This window comes from Sphingomonas sp. CFBP 13720 (assembly GCF_014842075.1).
Taxonomy (GTDB): domain Bacteria; phylum Pseudomonadota; class Alphaproteobacteria; order Sphingomonadales; family Sphingomonadaceae; genus Sphingomonas.
In genome coordinates this window covers 35,685-53,119 of record NZ_JACYVA010000010.1, presented here as the reverse complement: position 1 = coordinate 53,119, position 17,435 = coordinate 35,685, and the positions used below count along the sequence as shown (strand labels likewise).

Below are 17,435 nucleotides of genomic sequence, written 5' to 3'. Positions count from 1 at the left end.
AGGGCAGGTTGCGGTCGCACGGGGGCCAACCAACGAAAAACGCCGGCGGGTTGCCCCGCCGGCGTTTCGAACCCTGAACGGCTATCGTACGCGTTATGCGGCGACGGCAGCCTGTTCCGGCAGGGCCGCCTTTGCCTGCGCGACGATCGCCTTGAAGGCGGCTTCCTCGTGCATTGCGATGTCGGCCAGGACCTTCCGGTCCAGTTCGATGCCCGCCAGCTTGCAGCCGTGCATGAACTGCGAATAGGTAATGCCTTCCGCCCGGACACCAGCGTTGATGCGCTGGATCCACAGGCCACGGAAGGTCCGCTTCTTCACCTTGCGATCGCGATAGGCGTACTGGCCGGCCTTTTCGACGGCCTGGCGTGCGATGCGGATCGTGTTCTTGCGACGGCCATAATAGCCCTTCGCCAGATCCAAAATCCGCTTGTGCTTCGCCTTCGTGGTCGTACCGCGCTTGATGCGTGCCATGTTTCAGTACTCCTTAACGAAGGCCGTAGGGCGCCCACGCCTTGACACGGGCAGTGTCGGCGTCGGCCAGTACCGAAGTACCGCGATTCTGGCGGATGTACTTGGCGTTGTGCGAAATTAGGCGGTGGCGCTTGCCCGCGACACCGTGCTTGATCTTGCCGGTGGCGGTGAGCTTGAAGCGCTTCTTAACGCCGCTCTTGGTCTTGAGCTTGGGCATTTTGGTCTCCTCGTAAATCACGACGTGCGGATTGCCGCGGCAGCCCCAGATGGCCGGGCGAATCCCGAAAGGTCGTGGAAAGAGCGCGCCCCTAACCCATGCGTGCCGCGAACGCAACCGCCGCAGCGTGCCGGAACCCGTCGGGCATGCGAACGGTTGTGGTGAAATGGCCGAAGTTCCGTCGACGATCGATAGTGTTGGGCCGAACCGTCAGCGACGCGACTGGCGCAAGATTGCGCTCCGGGTACTCGGCGGAGTCCTTGCCGCGCTGTTGCTTGCGTGGCTTGTCCTGTTCGTTACGAAAGGGCGGTTCCTGAAAGGAACGTTCGAACGGATCGCATCGTCGCAAAGCGGACGTACGGTGCGCGTCGCGGGCGATTTCCAGTTCTATTTCAATCCGATCAATCTGAAATTCTACGCAGAGGGATTGTCGGTATCCAACCCGGCATGGGCGGGCGGCGGCAATCTGTTCGAAGCCGGACGGATCGACAGTTCGGTCGCGACGCTGACCTTTCTGTTCGGGCGGCGGCGGGTCAACTGGCTCGAACTTCACGGCGCGCGCGCCGATCTACGTTGGGATGCGGCACGGCGACGGAACAGCTGGACCTTTGGCGAGCCGGGCATGAAGGGAAAGAAGCTCGAACTGCCCGTCGTGCGCGCGGGACGCTTCCGCGATACGCAGATTCGATACCGCGATCCGCAATTCGTGCTCGACGCGCGTCTCGCGTTGCAAACGGTGGAAACCAGCGACACCCGATTCGACAGCGCCATCCGCTTCACCGGTCGTGGTACGGTTCGGGCGCGGTTGTTCCGGGTGGCTGGCGCGCTGCAATCGCCCAACGCCACGATCAAGGGCGGACAGAACCGCCTGACCGCACGGATCGAGGTCGCGCGCTCGGTCGCCGACGTTACTGGGACGCTGCCCGGTCCGACCCAACTCGACGGCGCTGACCTCGCACTGCGGCTGCGCGGGCGGAATATCGCGGAACTGTTCGCGGTGCTCGGCATCGCGACGCCCGATACGCGCACCTATCGCCTGACCGGGCGGATGACCAAGGACGACGCCGACTGGAAGTTCACGCGGCTGCGCGGAACGTTCGGACAGAGCGATCTGGCCGGCAGCCTGACGGTGACGCAGCGGGAACCCCGGCTGTTGCTGACCGCCGACCTGACGACGCGGACGCTGGATATCGTCGATGTGTCGGCGTTCGTCGGATACGACCTCGAACGCGTCGAGGCACAGGGCGCGGCAGGCTTGATCGAGCGCGAAGGGGGCCGCCCGCGGATGCTGCCCGATGCGCAGCTGAACGTCGAGGCGCTCCGCAATTTCGACGCGAAGGTCCGGTACAAGGTCGGCACGGTCCGCGCGCGCAGCCTGCCGGTATCGGACGTCGACCTGACGCTCGATCTGAACGACCGGCTGCTGAAACTGTCGCCGCTGACCTTCGCGATGGCACGGGGCAATGTCGCGTCGGATATCGTCATCGACGCACGCAAACGCCCCGCCGTCACCGACTATGACATTCGGCTGTCGCCAACGCCGATGGGGCAGTTGCTGGCGGGATGGGGGGTCGAGGAGGCCGGGACCAGCGGCACGGTGAAGGCACGGGTCCGGCTGACGGGAACCGGCGATACGGTGCAGGCGTCGCTCGGGTCCGCCGATGGCCGGATCGCAGTGATCCTCCCCGCCGGCAGCTTCTGGACGCGCAACGTCCAGTTGTCCGAACTCGACCTCGGCACCTTCGCGCAGAAGATGTTCGAAGGGCGGTTGAAGGAACCGGTGCGGATCAATTGCGGGTTGATCGGCTTCACCGTCCGCCGTGGTGTGGCCGCTGCCGACCCGATCCTGATCGACACGCAGAAGAACGTGATGATCGGGCGCGGCGGGTTCAGTTTCCGCAACGAGTCGATCGACCTCGCGTTTCGTGCCGATTCCAAGCGCTTCTCACTGCTGGCCGGACAGTCGCCGGTCGGGGTCGGCGGTTACTTTGCCGCGCCATCCTATTCGGTTGTCAGCCCCGAATTGGTCGGGCGCGCGGGTGCCGCGCTCGGCCTTGCGTTGGTCGCAACGCCGGTCGCGGGCGTGCTGGCGTTCGTCGATCCGGGCGATGCCAAGGGCGCGGCTTGCGGTCCGATACTAGCAGGCGCGACGGCACGGGCGCAGCGGACCAAGGGTGGCGAAGCGCGGAACGATGTCGGTCGCGGAACGACTGCCAAGGCTGAGGATGGCCGTACGAACAAGGGCGAGCGTAAGACGCAGCGCAAGCGGTTCCTCGGGATCTTCTGACCGCGGGTGGTTGGGTGTGTTTCGTGTGAGGTCTTTCACGCGAAGGCGCGAAGGCGCGAGGAGGAAACAGAAGATCGGTTCGTGCGGAGGCGCAGAGAGGTGGACTTTTCAGACAGCATTGCCGCGCCGGCGGCTTGGCCCTGCGTGGTTGGCCTCTACAGGGCGGTCTCGCTTGCGCGGGACGATTGGTGGGCCACCCTCTCTTTGCGCCTTCGCGCCTTCGCGTGACCCACCTTCTTCCAAAGTCCTCAGATCACATGATCCCGGGAAACACACCCCCGTCGATCAACAGGCTCTGTCCGGTAATGAACCCTGCCTTGTCCGAACACAGGAACGCGCAGGTCGCACCGAATTCGGCCGGGTCGCCGATCCGGCCCGCCGGGATCGACGCGGCGCGTTTTGCGCGTTCTTCCTCCTGCGTCGTGCCGTTCCTGTCTGCCGCCGCCTGCGTCATCGATGCGATGCGCGCGGTGTCGAACGATCCGGGGAGCAGCGCATTGATCGTCACGCCGGCATGGGCGACCTGTCGCGCAATACCGGCGACGAAGCCCGTCAGCCCGGCACGCGCGCCGCTGGACAGGTCGAGTCCGGGCAGCGGCATCTTGACCGACCCGGAGGTGATATTGACCACCCGGCCGAAGCCGCGTTCGACCATGCCGGGCAACACTGCCTGAAGCAGCAGCGCGGGGGTCACGAAATTCGCCTCCAGCCCGGCGCGGATGCCATCGGCGTCGAGGTCGGTATAGGGCCGCACCGGCGGGCCGCCATTGTTGTTGACGAGGATATCGGGATCGGGACACGCGGCCAGCAACGCCGCGCGGCCCGCATCGGTCGACAGGTCGGCGACGACCTCGGTCACCGTGACGCCCGTCTCCGCACGGATCGCCGCAGCCGTAGCGGCAAGCTTCGCGGCATCGCGGCCGTTGATCCACACGTCCACGCCCGCGCGCGCCAGTTCCAGTGCGCAGGCCCGGCCAAGCCCGGCACTGGATGCACAGACGATCGCCCGGCGGCTCCTGATTCCCAGATCCATGTCGTTGCTCCTAATTCTTCAACCGCCATCCGGTGCGGAAGATCGCTGCGATCACGATCAGACAAACACACAGGAACCCGAAGGTCGCGGCAAGGCTGGCCGCCACCGGCACGTCGCCAATGCCGAAAAACGTCCAGCGAAACCCGCTGATGAGATAGACGACCGGGTTGAACAGGCTGATCGTGCGCCATGCGCCGGGCAGCATGTCGATCGAATAGAACGCCCCGCCCAGAAATGTCAGCGGCGTCACGACCAGCAGCGGCACGACCTGCAACTGTTCAAACCCCTTGGCCCACAGCCCGAGGATGAACCCGAACAGGCAGAAGGTGACCGCCACCAGCAACAGGAACGCGACCATCCAGAACGGATGCGCGATGTGCAGGTCGACGAACAGGTGCGCGGTCGCGAAGATGACCAGGCCGACGATCACCGATTTGGTCGCCGCCGCGCCGACATAGCCGACCAATGTTTCGAACGTCGATACCGGCGCGGACAGCAGTTCGTAGATCGTGCCCGACCATTTCGGCATGAAGATGCCGAAGCTGGCGTTGAAGATGCTTTCGGTGAACATCGTCAGCATCATCAGCCCCGGCACGATGAACGCACCGTACGGCACGCCCGACACTTCGGTCATGCGGCTGCCGATCGCCGATCCGAACACAACGAAATACAGCGACGTGGTGATGACCGGGGTCAGCAGCGACGTCCAGATCGTGCGCCCGAACCGCGCCAGTTCGAACCGATAGATGGCGAGCACGCCGTGCCAGTTGAACGTCATGCCCGGCCCTCCTGTTCATGAACCAGCCCGACGAAGATATCCTCAAGGCTCGACTGGCGGGTGGATACGTCCTTCCACCCGATATGCGCATCGTCGACCGCGCGCAGCAGCGCGCGCACGCCGTTATCCTCGGCCGTAGCGTCGAATTCATACGCCAGCATATGACCTTCGTCGGCCAGCGACAGGTTCCATTCCGCCAGCGCTGCCGGCACTGCATCGAGCGGTTCGGCCAGCGTCAGCGTCATCGTCTTGCGGCCCAGCTTGCGCATCAGCGCCTGTTTCTCCTCGACGAGGATCAGCTTGCCCTTCGCGATCACGCCGACGCGATCCGCCATTTCCTCCGCTTCCTCGATATAATGCGTCGTCAGGATGATGGTGACGCCGCGCGCGCGCAGTTCGTGGACCAACCGCCACATGTCGCGGCGCAACTCCACGTCGACCCCGGCGGTCGGTTCGTCGAGGAACAGGATGTCGGGTTCATGTGACAGCGCCTTTGCGATCATCACCCGGCGCTTCATGCCGCCCGACAGTTCCTGGATCTTGGCGGTGCGCTTGTCCCATAGCGACAGGTCGCGCAGCAGTTTCTCGACGAACGCCGGATCGGCATGCTTGCCGAACAGCCGACGCGAGAAATTCACGGTGGCCTGCACACTTTCGAACGCGTCGGTCAGCAATTCCTGCGGCACCAGCCCGATGCGCATCCGCGTCTGGCGGTAATCACGTACCGTGTCGTATCCGGCGGCGGTGATCGTGCCGGCGGACGGCACGACGATCCCGCACACGATGCTGATGAGGGTCGTCTTGCCCGCGCCATTGGGGCCGAGCAGTGCGAAGATCTCACCCTTCGCGATATCGAGGTCGGTGGGGGACAATGCGGTCGTGCCCGACTTGTAGGTCTTGGCGACGCCGCGGATCGATAGAATGGGGTCCATGACAACGCTTGTCCCATGGTTTGACGACAGGGGAAAGGCGCTATCCCAGAACGTTGGTCAGCAATCGACGCCAATTGCCGCCCATGATCGCGTCGACCTCACGCGCGCGGAATCGGTCGGCGCGCAGCGCGTCGGCGATGCGCTGCATCCGGTCGATGCGGTTCAATGCGGGAATGACGACATGTTCGGGGGTCCAGTCGAACCCGGCGATCCCCTGCGACCGCATCGCGCGCCACCACGCCAGATACTCGCCGACCCCTTTGGCGTTGTCGTTGTCCAGCTTCACCAGATTAGCCTGCCCCGCCATCGGAAAGTCGTTCGCCACGCCGACCGCATCGATCCCGCCGACCCGCACGACGTGGCGGATATTGGCGACATAGTCGGCGACGGTCGGCACCCGCTTCCGGGTCAGCCAGAAGCTCATCATGAACACGCCCATCACCCCGCCGCGTTCGGCGATCGCGCGGATGACGTCGTCGGGCGCGCAGCGCGGGTGGTTCACGATCGCCCGTGCCGCACCGTGGCTGAGCGCGATCGGCGTGGTCGAACGGCGCGCGGCCTCGCGCATCGTGGCGTCGGACCCATGGCTGACGTCGGGCAGGATGCGCAGCCGGTTCATCTCCGCCAGCCCGTCGATGCCCAGCGGGGTCAGGCCGGTCTGCACCGGCTGCAACGCGCCACCCGCGAACGGATTGTCGTTATGGTGCGTGAACTGCAACACGCGCAGCCCACCGGCATGGAACCGGGCGATCCGCGACAGGTCGCGTTCGATCATTTCGGTCGACTGGAATTGCAAGAAGGTGGCGCAGCCCGGTCGCGACCCGATATCGCTGCCCTTCAGCGCGACATAGGCATGGGGCGATGCGGCCAGCCGCGCCACCGCCCGCGTCAATGCCGCCTCGCTGACGCGGTATCCGCGCAGATATCGCGGCACGCCGGCCGCATCGCGGACTTCCTCGACTTCCGATATGTCGGCGATCATCGCCCCCAGCCCGGCGCGCGCGATGTCGGCAAGGTCGTCGGGCAGGAAGCTGAGCGAATCGATGAACGGCGCGGCCGTCGTTCGAACCGGGCGGGCCACGGCGGCGGTCGTCAGCGACATCATTCCGGCCAATGCGGCACGTCGTGTCCAGTACCTGTCCATTGCCGACCCCCCTTTGTCCCGATTCTGCAGCTATGCCGTCGGTGCGGCCTTTGCCTTGCGTGCTTCGGCCACCGCTGCCTGCAGCCCGGCCAGCGTCTGGGCGCCGCCCAGCACCTGATCCCCCACTACCCATGATGGCGTTCCGCTGAACCCCAGCAGGCTTGCGGTCTTCAGGTTGCGTTCGATCTCGGCCGTGACCGGTTCGCCGCGTGTCGCGACGCGCGCGGCGGCGATGTCCAGCCCGGCGGCCTGTGCCGCGCGATCGATCGCATCGGCATCGACGCGACCGCCAGCGTACAGCGCATCGTGGAACGGCTTGAACCGACCCTGCCGTGCGGCCGCCAGTGCCCATTCCGCCGCGCTGCGGCTATCAGGCGACAGGATCGGCAATTCGCGATAGACGATGCGGACGTTCGGATCGCTGGCGATCAACCCCGCGATCGCAGGCAGGCTGGCGCGGCAATAGCCACAGGCATAGTCGAGATAGGCGACGACACTGACGTCGCCATCGGGGTTGCCTGCGACCGCGCCGGGGAACGGATCGACGATCGCGGCACGGTTCGCCGCCACGGCCTTGCCCGCTTCCTTGGCCTGCAACCGCTGCATGGCTTCGGGCAGGATTTCCGGGTGTTCGAGCAGATAGTCGCGGACCACGACTTCGGTCGCGGCACGGTCCCCGCCGGTCCACCGCTGGACGGCGATCGCTCCGATCGCCCCCGCCAGCGCCGCGGCGATCAGCAGCAGCGCAAAACCGATCCGGCGCGTCATTCGCCCCTCCGCCGACGATTGCGGCGGTCTTCTTCGGCGGCGGTCTGCGACGTCATCTGAATGTCCTGTGCGCGCACCCAGTCCGACGATCCCTGCGGCAGTTGCGCCATCGCCGCGCGTGCGCTGGACAGCGCCATGCCGTTGTCGCCCGACAGCGACGCATATTCGGCCATCGACAGCGCGACGCGCGCCGGATCGCCGCGCCGTTCGTACAGGATGGCCAGCTGATACCATGCGAACGGGTTCTGCTTGTCGCGCGCCACCGCCTGTTTCAGCACGCGTTCGGCCTCGGGCAACAGCGCAGGGTCTTCGGCGGCGATCAACGCATGGCCGAAACTGGCGGCGATCAGCGGCGAGGACCGGGTCCGCGCCGTCGCCTCACGCAATGCCGCCAGCGCGTCCTTGGGCTTGCCCGATTCGAGCAGGATCTGCCCTTCGAGTTCGAGAAAATAGGGATCGTCCGGCTGCGCCTTGACCAACGCCAGCGTTTCCGCCGCCGCCTGATCGGGATAGCCGGATTTGTGGTAGGCATAGGCGCGGGCGTAATGCGCTTCAATGCTCTGGTTCGACGCGGGATAGCGGCGCAGCGTGTCCTGCGGATCGCTGACATAGCCGCGCAGCTTGGCCTGCACCCGCTTGAACCGTGTCTCCATCGCCGGGTCGGTCGGGGTGCGGAACGCCGGCGACGCCACGACGTCGCCCGTCAGGCTGGCGATGCGCTCACCGCTTAGCGGGTGGGTGCGCTGGTAGCTGTTGTCCTGTGGGATCGCGAGACGATATTCGAGGTTCTGGAGCTTCTTGAAGAAGTCCAGCATTCCTTGACCCGAGATATTGGCCTCGCGCAGGAACCGCGTACCGGCCGCGTCGGCCGAACTTTCCTGCGTCCTGCTGAACGACAGATACGATCCCATCGCCGCCTGTTGCCCGGCGGCAAGGATGCCCGCGCCCGCTTCGCCGGCCCCCGCCGCCATCGCCGCGACGCCCAGCAACAGGCTGAGCACGGTGATCCCCGTCGCCGGTGCCATGCCGCGCCCGGCCAGCGAAACATGCCCGCCGACGATATGGCCGATCTCGTGCGCGATGACGCCCTGTACCTCGTTCGCGTCGTCGGCGGCATCGATCAGCCCCGAATGCAGGTAGACGGTTTGACCGCCCGCGACGAAGGCGTTGATCGACTTGTCCTGCAACAGCACGACGCTGAAATTCCGTGGGTCCAGCCCCGCCGAAACGGCGATCGGGCGTGCCATGTCGTTCAACAGCGCCTCGGTCTCCGCATCGCGCAGCATCGACTGTGCGACGGCGGGCTGCGCGGCAAACAGGACGGTGGCGACGATGCCGCAGAGCAGGCGCTTCATGAAATCCTTATCGCCGAGACGGACCGGGCGGGTCAACGCGGGAAGGGACAAGGGTGGCCGGGCCGCGATGAATGGACGGTGAAGGCGGTCCCCCGCCTGCCGGAAGCGATCAGGCCGACAGAGCCTCCGGCATCATGGCGGCCCCGAACACTTTCAGGCCGATCGGCGGGGTCGTGACGACGCCTGCACGCGTCCGCACCGCGAAATCGACAATCCGCGCCACCGCTTCGTACCCGCAGGGTTTCGACACCACGCCCAGCGTTCCCTCGATACCCTCGGCCAGCAGCCGGGGGTTCGCCGTCAGGAACACGACCGTCGTGCCGTAGGTACAGCCGAGCATCCGGCCGATCTGTGGTCCGGTCAGCCCGTCGCGCAGATTGCAGTCGACCAATGCTACGTCGGGGCGTTGTTCCGCCAATGCGATCGCGCAGGACATGTCTGGTGCGATCCCGACCGGCCGATAGCCCATTTCTTCCAAAGACGCCTCAAGGTCGGTGGCGACGAGCATTTCGTCTTCGACGATGAGAACAGAGGGAGGAAGCATGATACGCTTTCGATCTAGATATAGGTTACGTTGAACCATGCAATCTGCGTCTGGTTCCACCGCAGGATGCAAATGACAAGGATTGCAGCGGACGCTTGTGTCGAACGTGCAACGGGTCTAGGGGCCGCGGCGGGCCACGCTGTCCCAACGCAGCGCGTGCTCTCTGTGAGGAGAGACTGACATGACCGACCTTCCGCCGACCCCGGCGACCAAGCCTGCACGCCCGTATTTTTCGTCCGGTCCCTGCGCCAAGCCGCCGGGCTGGTCCGCCGATCGCCTTGCCGCCGACAGCCTCGGCCGTTCGCATCGATCGAAAATCGGCAAGCAGCGGCTGCAATATTGCATCGACCTGATGCGCGAACTGCTCAACCTTCCCGACACGCACCGCATCGGCATCGTCCCCGGTTCGGATACCGGCGCGTTCGAAATGGCGATGTGGACGATGCTGGGCGCACGGCCCGTCACCGCGCTGGCATGGGAAAGCTTCGGCGAAGGCTGGGTGACCGATGCGGTCAAGCAGTTAAAGATCGACCCGACCGTCGTGCGCGCCGACTATGGTCAGCTGCCCGACCTGACCGCCATCGACTGGCGCCACGACGTGCTGTTCACGTGGAACGGCACCACCAGCGGCGTGCGTGTGCCGGACGCCGGGTTCATTCCCGACGATCGCGAAGGGCTGTCGTTCGCCGACGCGACGTCGGGCGTCTTCGCCTATGACATCGACTGGGCGAAGATCGACGTCGCGACGTTCAGCTGGCAGAAGGTGCTGGGCGGCGAAGGCGGGCACGGCGTCCTGATCCTCGGGCCGCGCGCGGTCGAGCGGCTGGAAAGCTACACCCCGGCATGGCCGCTGCCGAAAGTCTTCCGGCTGGTGTCGAAGGGCAAGCTGGCCGAAGGCGTGTTCAAGGGCGAGACGATCAACACCCCGTCGATGCTGGCGGTCGAAGACGCGATCTTCAGCCTCGAATGGGCGAAGTCGCTGGGCGAAAACGGGCTGATCGCGCGTAGCGATGCGAACGCCGCCGCGCTGGACGCGATCGTGGAAGCGCGCGACTGGCTGGGGCATCTCGCCATCGATCCGGCGACGCGATCGAAGACCAGTGTCTGCCTGACGGTCGAGGGCGCCGACGAAGCGCTCATCAAGAAGATGGCGGCGCTGCTGGAACGCGAAGGTGCTGCCTATGACGTCGCGGGCTATCGCGATGCCCCGGCGGGCCTGCGCATCTGGTGCGGCGCGACGGTCGACACCGCCGATATCGAGGCGCTCGGGCCATGGCTCGACTGGGCCTACGCGACCGCGAAGGCGGGCTGAAACTAGATACGTCACCCCAGCGAAGGCCGGGGTCTTTCTCCACGACCCGTGCCCGTGCGGCACGAGACCCCGGCCTGCGCCGGGGTGACGAGGTGTACCATGCCCAAAGTACTGATTTCCGACAAGATGGACCCCAAAGCCGCCCAAATCTTCCGCGAACGCGGGGTCGAGGTGGACGAGATCACCGGCAAGACGCCCGAGGAACTGATCGCGATCATCGGCGAGTATGACGGCCTCGCCATCCGTTCATCGACCCGCGTCACCAAGGCGATTCTCGATGCCGCGACGAACCTGAAGGTCGTCGGGCGCGCCGGGATCGGCGTGGATAACGTCGACATCCCCGCCGCGTCCGCTGCCGGCGTCGTCGTGATGAACACGCCGTTCGGCAATTCGATCACCACCGCCGAACACGCCATCGCCCTGATGTTCGCACTCGCACGCCAGTTGCCCGAGGCCGACGCCTCGACGCAGGCGGGCAAGTGGGAAAAGAACCGCTTCATGGGCGTCGAGCTGACCGGCAAGACGCTCGGTCTGATCGGTGCGGGCAATATCGGTTCGATCGTCGCCGACCGGGCGCAGGGGCTGAAGATGAAGGTCGTCGCGTTCGACCCGTTCCTGTCGCCCGAACGCGCGACGCAGATCGGTGTCGAAAAGGTCGAACTGGACCAGTTGCTGGCCCGCGCCGACTTCATCACGCTGCACACGCCGCTGACCGACCAGACGCGCAACATCCTGTCGGCCGAGAATATCGCGAAGACCAAGAAGGGCGTGCGCATCATCAACTGCGCGCGCGGCGGGCTGGTCGACGAGGTGGCGTTGAAGGCCGCGCTCGATTCGGGTCAGGTCGGCGGTGCGGCGCTGGACGTGTTCGTGCAGGAGCCGGCAAAGGAATCGCCGCTGTTCGGCACCCCCAATTTCGTCTCCACCCCGCATCTGGGCGCATCGACCAGCGAGGCGCAGGTCAACGTCGCGATCCAGGTCGCCGAACAGATGGCCGATTACCTGGTATCGGGCGGCGTCACCAACGCGCTGAACATGCCGTCGCTGTCGGCAGAGGAAGCGCCGCGGCTCAAGCCGTACATGGCGCTGGCCGAAAAGCTGGGGTCGCTGGTCGGACAGCTGACCACCGGATCGATCGCCCGCGTATCGGTGCATAGCGAAGGTGCCGCCGCCGAACTGAACCAGAAGCCCATCGTCGGTGCGGTGCTGGCCGGGTTCCTGCGCGTCCAGTCGGACACGGTGAACATGGTCAACGCCCCGTTCCTCGCCAAGGAGCGCGGGATCGAGGTGCGCGAAGTGCGCAACGACCGCGAGGGCGACTACCACACGCTCGTTCGCGTCAGCCTGAAGACCGACGATGGCGAGCGATCGGTTGCGGGCACGTTGTTCGGCAATGCGCAGCCGCGGCTGGTCGAATTGTTCGGCATCAAGGTCGAGGCCGATCTGGCCGGCCACATGCTGTATGTCGTCAACGAGGATGCGCCCGGCTTCATCGGCCGGATCGGCACGACGCTGGGCGAGGCGGGGGTCAATATCGGCACCTTCCATCTCGGCCGGCGCGACGCGGGTGGCGAGGCCGTGGTGCTGCTGTCGGTCGACGAGGCGGTGACGCCCGAACTGATCGCCAGCGTCCGCGCGCTGCCGGGCGTCAAGACCGCGATGCCGCTGTCGTTCTGACGAACGGGTCGGGGTGTGGGCCGCGGGCTTGATGTTCGCGGCCCGTCCCTCGACCTCGCTCGGGATCAACGGCGGGGTCGGGAATATGTTGTTCTTCGGCACCGCTCACCCTGCGTAGCCATCGAGCGAAATCGAAATGGCGTATCGAACAACGCCGCCGGTGCTTCGATACTGACCGGGCGAACCATGCTCCGCATGGTTCAGGATCGTCCGGGGGGTGATCCGACCCGATCATCCTTCGACTTCGCTCAGTCCCTACGCAGCATCGACGGGTATAGCGGCCAGCACTTAACGCCCGGCCATGCGCCTTGCGAAATGGACCTCGACCGCACGCTGCACGCTGCGCGCGATGGCGCGACGGCCCTCGTTGGTGGCGAGGCGCTCGGCATCGGCCTTGTTCGACAGATAGCCGGTTTCGAACAGGATCGACGGCAGGTCGGGCGCTTTCAGCACCATCAGCGACGCCATGCGATGGTAATTGGGCTTGAGCGGGATCAGTCCCGTCGCCTCGCGCCCCAGCAACCGGGCGAAGCCGGCCGATGCGTTCATCGTCTCACGCTGCGTCAGGTCGATCAGGATCGACGAGATGTCGGCGCTCTGCCGGCCCAGATCGACCCCGGCGAGGATATCGGCCTTGTTCTCGCGCGCCGCCAGCCGCGCGGCCTCGCGATCCGACGCGACTTCGGACAGGGTGTAGATGCTGGCCCCGGTCGCGGCGGGATTGTCGGCACTGTCGCAATGGACCGAAATGAACAGGCTGGCGCCCAGCCGCCGCGCGATCGCATAGCGTTCCTTGAGCACGAGGAACTCGTCGCGATCGCGGGTCAGTGCCACGCGAACGCGCCCGCCATCGAGCAGCGCGTCGCGGATCGCGCGCGCCGCCTGCAACGTCAGATCCTTTTCGCGCAATCCGCCATGCGGCGATATCGCGCCGGGATCGTGTCCGCCATGACCGGCGTCGATCACCACTAGGGGCCGGTCGGCGTCGCCCTGAACACGGGGAAGGGAGCCTCTCCGCCGCGCCCCCGGAACCGGCACCGACACGCGATAGCCGGGATCGCGCGGCATCGCGGCCGACGACGATGCCCGGACGATCGCTACGGCCGCCGGCGTGGCTCCGGCGGTGAAGCGCATTCGCCCGGCAGTGGTCGCGCGGACGAAGCGCGCCGGCTCGACGCGGCGCAGGGTCAGCGTCAGCCGGCGGCCGCCATCCGTAAACTGCCCGCCCGTCACGACCGCCGGGGCCGTCAGGTCGAAGATGATGCGCGCACCGGCATCGCCACGCCCGTCCTGATGCAATGCTGCGACGATACCGCCCGCGCGGCCCTGCGTACCGGGCCGTGCGCCGTCGATGTCGAGCGCGATCCGGTTCGGCCCCGCCATCAGAAACGTGGCGGCGGTAGCGACCGATCCATCGAAACGGATGACGATGCTGTCGTCGGCGACGCGGATATCGGCGACCGCACGCGCTGCCACCGGCGTGGCCGCGAGCCAGAGCGACGACAGCAGGAACAACGCTCCCGTGGCCAGCGCACATCGGCGTTTCGCGAAACGGGTCCACCACCCCAGCATGACGATCCTGTTCACCCCCGGCATTCGACGCCCAGTATTCGAATACGGTCATGTAGCACAACTTGCCTCGACCCATGCTGAACGACAGCAATGAATCAAATTTTAAAGGTTTGTTACGGTTAGTCGCGTCATGATGCGGCGTCCGGCGGCTGTTGCCGTTGGGGAAACCCGGTGCTACGCATCGTATCACATCGGCTTTGGAGCGTCCCCGCTCCGCAACCCCGATGCAGCACCCCGGCCGCGTTCGCGGCGGGGTTATTTCAGGTTGACGCTCGCATGTGGCAAGTTCCGTCCCGATCCGCCTGTGCCGCTTTCGCGGCCGGCGACCGGACGACGGCTGTCCGCCCGGTGCTTTCCGGGCTGCCCCTGCAAGCAGACGCAATTGCCAACAATCGCGCGCAGGCACCGGGACCATTCCCCGCCGCGCGCCATGGCGCGCCGACTGGCCAAGCCGTCCCGCGCGCCCGGAGACACTATCATGACCACGCGGATGTTGATCGACGCACGCCACCGGGAAGAAACCCGTGTCGCCGTCGTCAAGGGTAACCGGATCGAGGAATTCGACTTCGAATCGGCAGAGCGCAAGCAGCTCAAGGGGAATATCTATCTTGCCAAGGTGACGCGGGTCGAACCGTCGTTGCAGGCGGCGTTCGTCGATTACGGCGGCAACCGCCACGGCTTCCTCGCCTTTTCCGAAATCCACCCGGATTACTATCAGATCCCGAAGGAAGACCGCGACGCGCTGCTGGCCGAAGAGGCCGAGCATGCCGCCGAGGAGGCCGCGCTGCGCGCCGGATCGGACCAGGACGACGATCTGGACTATGACGATCACGAGCATGACGAGGACGGCGGCGACGAGCTGCTCGATCATGCCGACGACGACGCGCATGTCGAGGGCGAGGATGGCGACTCCGCGCCGCCCGCCCCGCGCAAGTCGGGCGGCGGCGACGATGCCGCGGTCGAAGCGCTGCGCCAGCGCCGGCTGAACCTGCGTCGCCGCTACAAGATCCAGGACGTGATCCGCCGCCGGCAGGTGCTGCTGGTCCAGGTCGTGAAGGAAGAACGCGGCAACAAGGGCGCGGCGCTGACGACCTATCTGTCGCTGGCCGGGCGCTATTGCGTGCTGATGCCCAACACCGCGCATGGCGGCGGGATCAGCCGCAAGATCAGCTCGGCCGCCGATCGCAAGCGGTTGAAGTCGATCATGGCCGAACTGACGCTGCCGGCGTCGATGGGCTGCATCGTCCGCACCGCCGGGCTTCAGCGGTCGAAGGTCGAGATCAAGCGCGACTTCGATTATCTGGCGCGGCTGTGGGACGGCATTCGCGAACAGACTCTGACGTCGTCGGCCCCCGCACTGGTCTATGGCGACAGCGACCTGATCAAGCGCGCGATCCGAGACATCTATAACAAGGACGTCGACGAAGTCATCGTCGAGGGCGAGGACGGGTTCCGTCAGGCCAAGGAACATATGCGGCTGCTGATGCCCAGCCATGCCCGCCGCGTGAAGCAATATGCCGATGCCGTACCGCTGTACCAGCGCGCGCATGTCGAGGATCAACTGGCCGCGATGTACAATCCGGTCGTCCAGCTGAAATCGGGCGGCTATCTGGTCATCAATCCGACCGAGGCACTGGTGTCGATCGACATCAACTCGGGCCGGTCGACCCGCGAACACAATATCGAACAGACCGCCACCGCGACCAATCTTGAAGCGGCGCAGGAAATTGCGCGCCAACTGCGATTGCGCGACATGGCCGGTCTGGTCGTCATCGACTTCATCGACATGGACCATGGGTCCAATGTGCGGAAAGTCGAGAAGGCGATGAAGGAAGCGCTGAAGAACGATCGTGCCAGGATCCAGGTCGGCCGGATCAGCGCGTTCGGTCTGATGGAAATGAGCCGTCAGCGGCTGCGCACCGGCGTACTCGAAGCGTCGACGCGGCAGTGCCCGCATTGCGAAGGCACCGGCCTTGTCCGCACCGCATCGTCGGCCGGCTTGTCGGCGCTACGCCTGATCGAGGACGAGGCCGCACGCGGTCGCGGGTCGCTGATCGTGCTGCGCGCCAGCCAGGAAGCGGCGTTCTATGTCCTCAACAAGAAGCGCGCCGATATTGCGGAAGTCGAGGACCGCTATGGCGTGATGGTCGAGATCGTGCCCGATGCCGAGATCGAGGGCGCGCGCATGGCAGTCGAGGCGTCGGGCCCGCCGCCCGCGCATCCGCCCAAGGTCGAGCCGCTGGTCGTGATCGAGGATGAGGACGACGACTTCGAGGAAATCGAGGACGAGGTCGAGATCGAGGAAGAGGACGAAGCGGTCGAGGAAGCGCCGCGCGCCCGCGCCGACGACGAGGGCGAAGGCCGGGGTAAGCGCCGCCGCCGTCGCCGCAGCCGTCGTGGTCGCAATCGCGAGGATGGCGAGGTCGAGGCCGGCGAGGACGCCGAAGGCGATCTCGAAACCGACGCCGATGCTGATGCCGACGCCGATGCTGATGCGGAAACCGATGCCGAGGACGCCGATGGCGAGGCCGACGATGCCGCGCCGGTCGAGCGTGCCGGGGATGCGGCACCGCGGGACGGACGCAAGCGTCGCCGTCGCGGTCGTCGTGGCGGTCGTCGGGGCGAGAACGCGTTCGACGCCGCCGATGGCGCAGCCGCGGTCGCCGATCTGCCCGCAGAGGACGACGTGGTTGCCGACGTCGTGGCCGACGCGCCCGAACCCGTCGCCGAGCCGGATGCGGTCGAGGCCGAGCCAACCCCGAAGGCCAAGCGCACCCGCCGCCGTCCGAGCGCGCGTGCGAAGGTCGAAGGTGCGGTCGAGGCCGAACCAGTGACCGTCGAGGCAGGTGACGCCGCGCCGATCACCGTCGCGCCGCCAGTCGCGATCGAAGCGGTCGTGGAACCCGTCGCCGAGCCGGCCGAGGAAGCGCCCAAGCCCAAGCGGACGCGCCGTCGCAAGGCCGACGTCGCCGCCGATGCGGTGGTCGAGGCACCCGTAGCCCCGGCTCCGGTCGAACCGGCCCCCGCGCCGGCAGAGGCGGAAGCCGAACCCGCGCCGAAGCGCCGTCGGGCACCGCGCCGCAAGGCGGCCGATGCGGTTTCGGCGGAGGCGATCGAACCGGTCGTGGAAGCGGCGGCCGAACCCGCTGTCGTGACCGAGGTCGTAGAAGCGGCGACCGACGAAGGCGATACGGCGACGGAGAATGCCGAAGGCGGCGAAGGCGGCTCGCCGCGTCGCGGCTGGTGGCAGCGCACGTTCGGCGCCTGAACGCCGGAAACGATGCGGGCGGCTTTCGAAAGGAAGCCGCCCGTTTTCGTCCGGGACCGATCGACATTCAGAAGATG

General features: G+C 66.3%; 14 protein-coding genes. 4 read left to right on the top strand and 10 right to left on the bottom strand.

Going from position 1 to position 17,435, the window contains the following annotated elements; all coding sequences use genetic code 11:
* Positions 1 to 93 precede the first annotated feature (93 nt).
* Positions 94 to 471 carry a 50S ribosomal protein L20 gene (gene rplT / locus IFT55_RS15900; protein ID WP_192093335.1) on the bottom strand — a complete coding sequence of 126 codons (378 nt, stop codon included), beginning with the start codon at positions 469 to 471 and terminating at the stop codon, positions 94 to 96.
* Positions 472 to 484: 13 nt separating this feature from the next.
* Entirely contained in the window at positions 485 to 688 is a 204-nt protein-coding gene (rpmI, locus tag IFT55_RS15895) for a 50S ribosomal protein L35 (protein ID WP_055757212.1), read from the bottom strand.
* Positions 689 to 854: 166 nt separating this feature from the next.
* Between rpmI and IFT55_RS15890 the strand changes: the two genes are divergently transcribed.
* Positions 855 to 2,975, top strand: coding sequence for an AsmA family protein (locus IFT55_RS15890; RefSeq protein ID WP_192093334.1), 2,121 nt, complete (start codon positions 855 to 857; stop codon positions 2,973 to 2,975).
* Positions 2,976 to 3,228: 253 nt separating this feature from the next.
* On the opposite strand, the gene IFT55_RS15885 is transcribed toward IFT55_RS15890, so the two are convergent.
* From IFT55_RS15885 to IFT55_RS15855, 7 genes are all read right to left on the bottom strand, one after another.
* Positions 3,229 to 4,008, bottom strand: coding sequence for an SDR family oxidoreductase (locus IFT55_RS15885; protein WP_192093333.1), 780 nt, complete (start codon positions 4,006 to 4,008; stop codon positions 3,229 to 3,231).
* Positions 4,009 to 4,018: 10 nt separating this feature from the next.
* Positions 4,019 to 4,786: an ABC transporter permease gene (locus tag IFT55_RS15880; protein ID WP_192093332.1), complete on the bottom strand. Its 768-nt coding sequence runs from the start codon at positions 4,784 to 4,786 to the stop codon at positions 4,019 to 4,021.
* Positions 4,783 to 5,718, bottom strand: coding sequence for an ABC transporter ATP-binding protein (locus tag IFT55_RS15875; RefSeq protein WP_192093331.1), 936 nt, complete (start codon positions 5,716 to 5,718; stop codon positions 4,783 to 4,785). Before IFT55_RS15875 ends, IFT55_RS15880 begins: the two co-directional genes overlap by 4 nt.
* Positions 5,719 to 5,758: 40 nt before the next feature.
* Positions 5,759 to 6,862 (bottom strand): membrane dipeptidase, encoded by a 1,104-nt coding sequence (locus IFT55_RS15870; protein WP_192093330.1) that lies wholly within the window; start codon positions 6,860 to 6,862, stop codon positions 5,759 to 5,761.
* Positions 6,863 to 6,892: 30 nt separating this feature from the next.
* Entirely contained in the window at positions 6,893 to 7,630 is a 738-nt protein-coding gene (locus tag IFT55_RS15865; protein WP_192093329.1) for a DsbA family protein, read from the bottom strand.
* On the bottom strand, positions 7,627 to 8,985 hold the full coding sequence (locus IFT55_RS15860) for a M48 family metalloprotease (RefSeq protein WP_192093328.1): 1,359 nt from the start codon (positions 8,983 to 8,985) through the stop codon (positions 7,627 to 7,629). The genes IFT55_RS15865 and IFT55_RS15860 overlap by 4 nt, the downstream gene beginning before the upstream one ends.
* Positions 8,986 to 9,094: 109 nt before the next feature.
* The gene (locus IFT55_RS15855) at positions 9,095 to 9,529 is read right to left on the bottom strand and encodes a response regulator (RefSeq protein WP_192093327.1); all 435 of its coding nucleotides are present in this window, start codon (positions 9,527 to 9,529) and stop codon (positions 9,095 to 9,097) included.
* A 181-nt stretch (positions 9,530 to 9,710) separates the two neighbouring features.
* On the opposite strand from IFT55_RS15855, the gene IFT55_RS15850 reads away from it, so the two are divergent.
* Together IFT55_RS15850 and serA are read left to right on the top strand one after the other, a co-directional pair.
* Complete coding sequence (locus IFT55_RS15850; protein WP_192093326.1) at positions 9,711 to 10,841, top strand: phosphoserine transaminase; 1,131 nt, start codon at positions 9,711 to 9,713, stop codon at positions 10,839 to 10,841.
* Between the two features lie 99 nt (positions 10,842 to 10,940).
* Positions 10,941 to 12,518, top strand: coding sequence for a phosphoglycerate dehydrogenase (gene serA, locus IFT55_RS15845; RefSeq protein WP_192093325.1), 1,578 nt, complete (start codon positions 10,941 to 10,943; stop codon positions 12,516 to 12,518).
* 288 nt (positions 12,519 to 12,806) lie between these two features.
* Here serA and IFT55_RS15840 read toward each other — a convergent pair whose 3' ends face one another.
* Positions 12,807 to 14,090, bottom strand: coding sequence for an N-acetylmuramoyl-L-alanine amidase (locus tag IFT55_RS15840; RefSeq protein ID WP_192093324.1), 1,284 nt, complete (start codon positions 14,088 to 14,090; stop codon positions 12,807 to 12,809).
* 478 nt (positions 14,091 to 14,568) lie between these two features.
* On the opposite strand from IFT55_RS15840, the gene IFT55_RS15835 reads away from it, so the two are divergent.
* Positions 14,569 to 17,358, top strand: coding sequence for an Rne/Rng family ribonuclease (locus IFT55_RS15835; protein ID WP_249403879.1), 2,790 nt, complete (start codon positions 14,569 to 14,571; stop codon positions 17,356 to 17,358).
* The last annotated feature ends 77 nt before the right edge of the window (positions 17,359 to 17,435 follow it).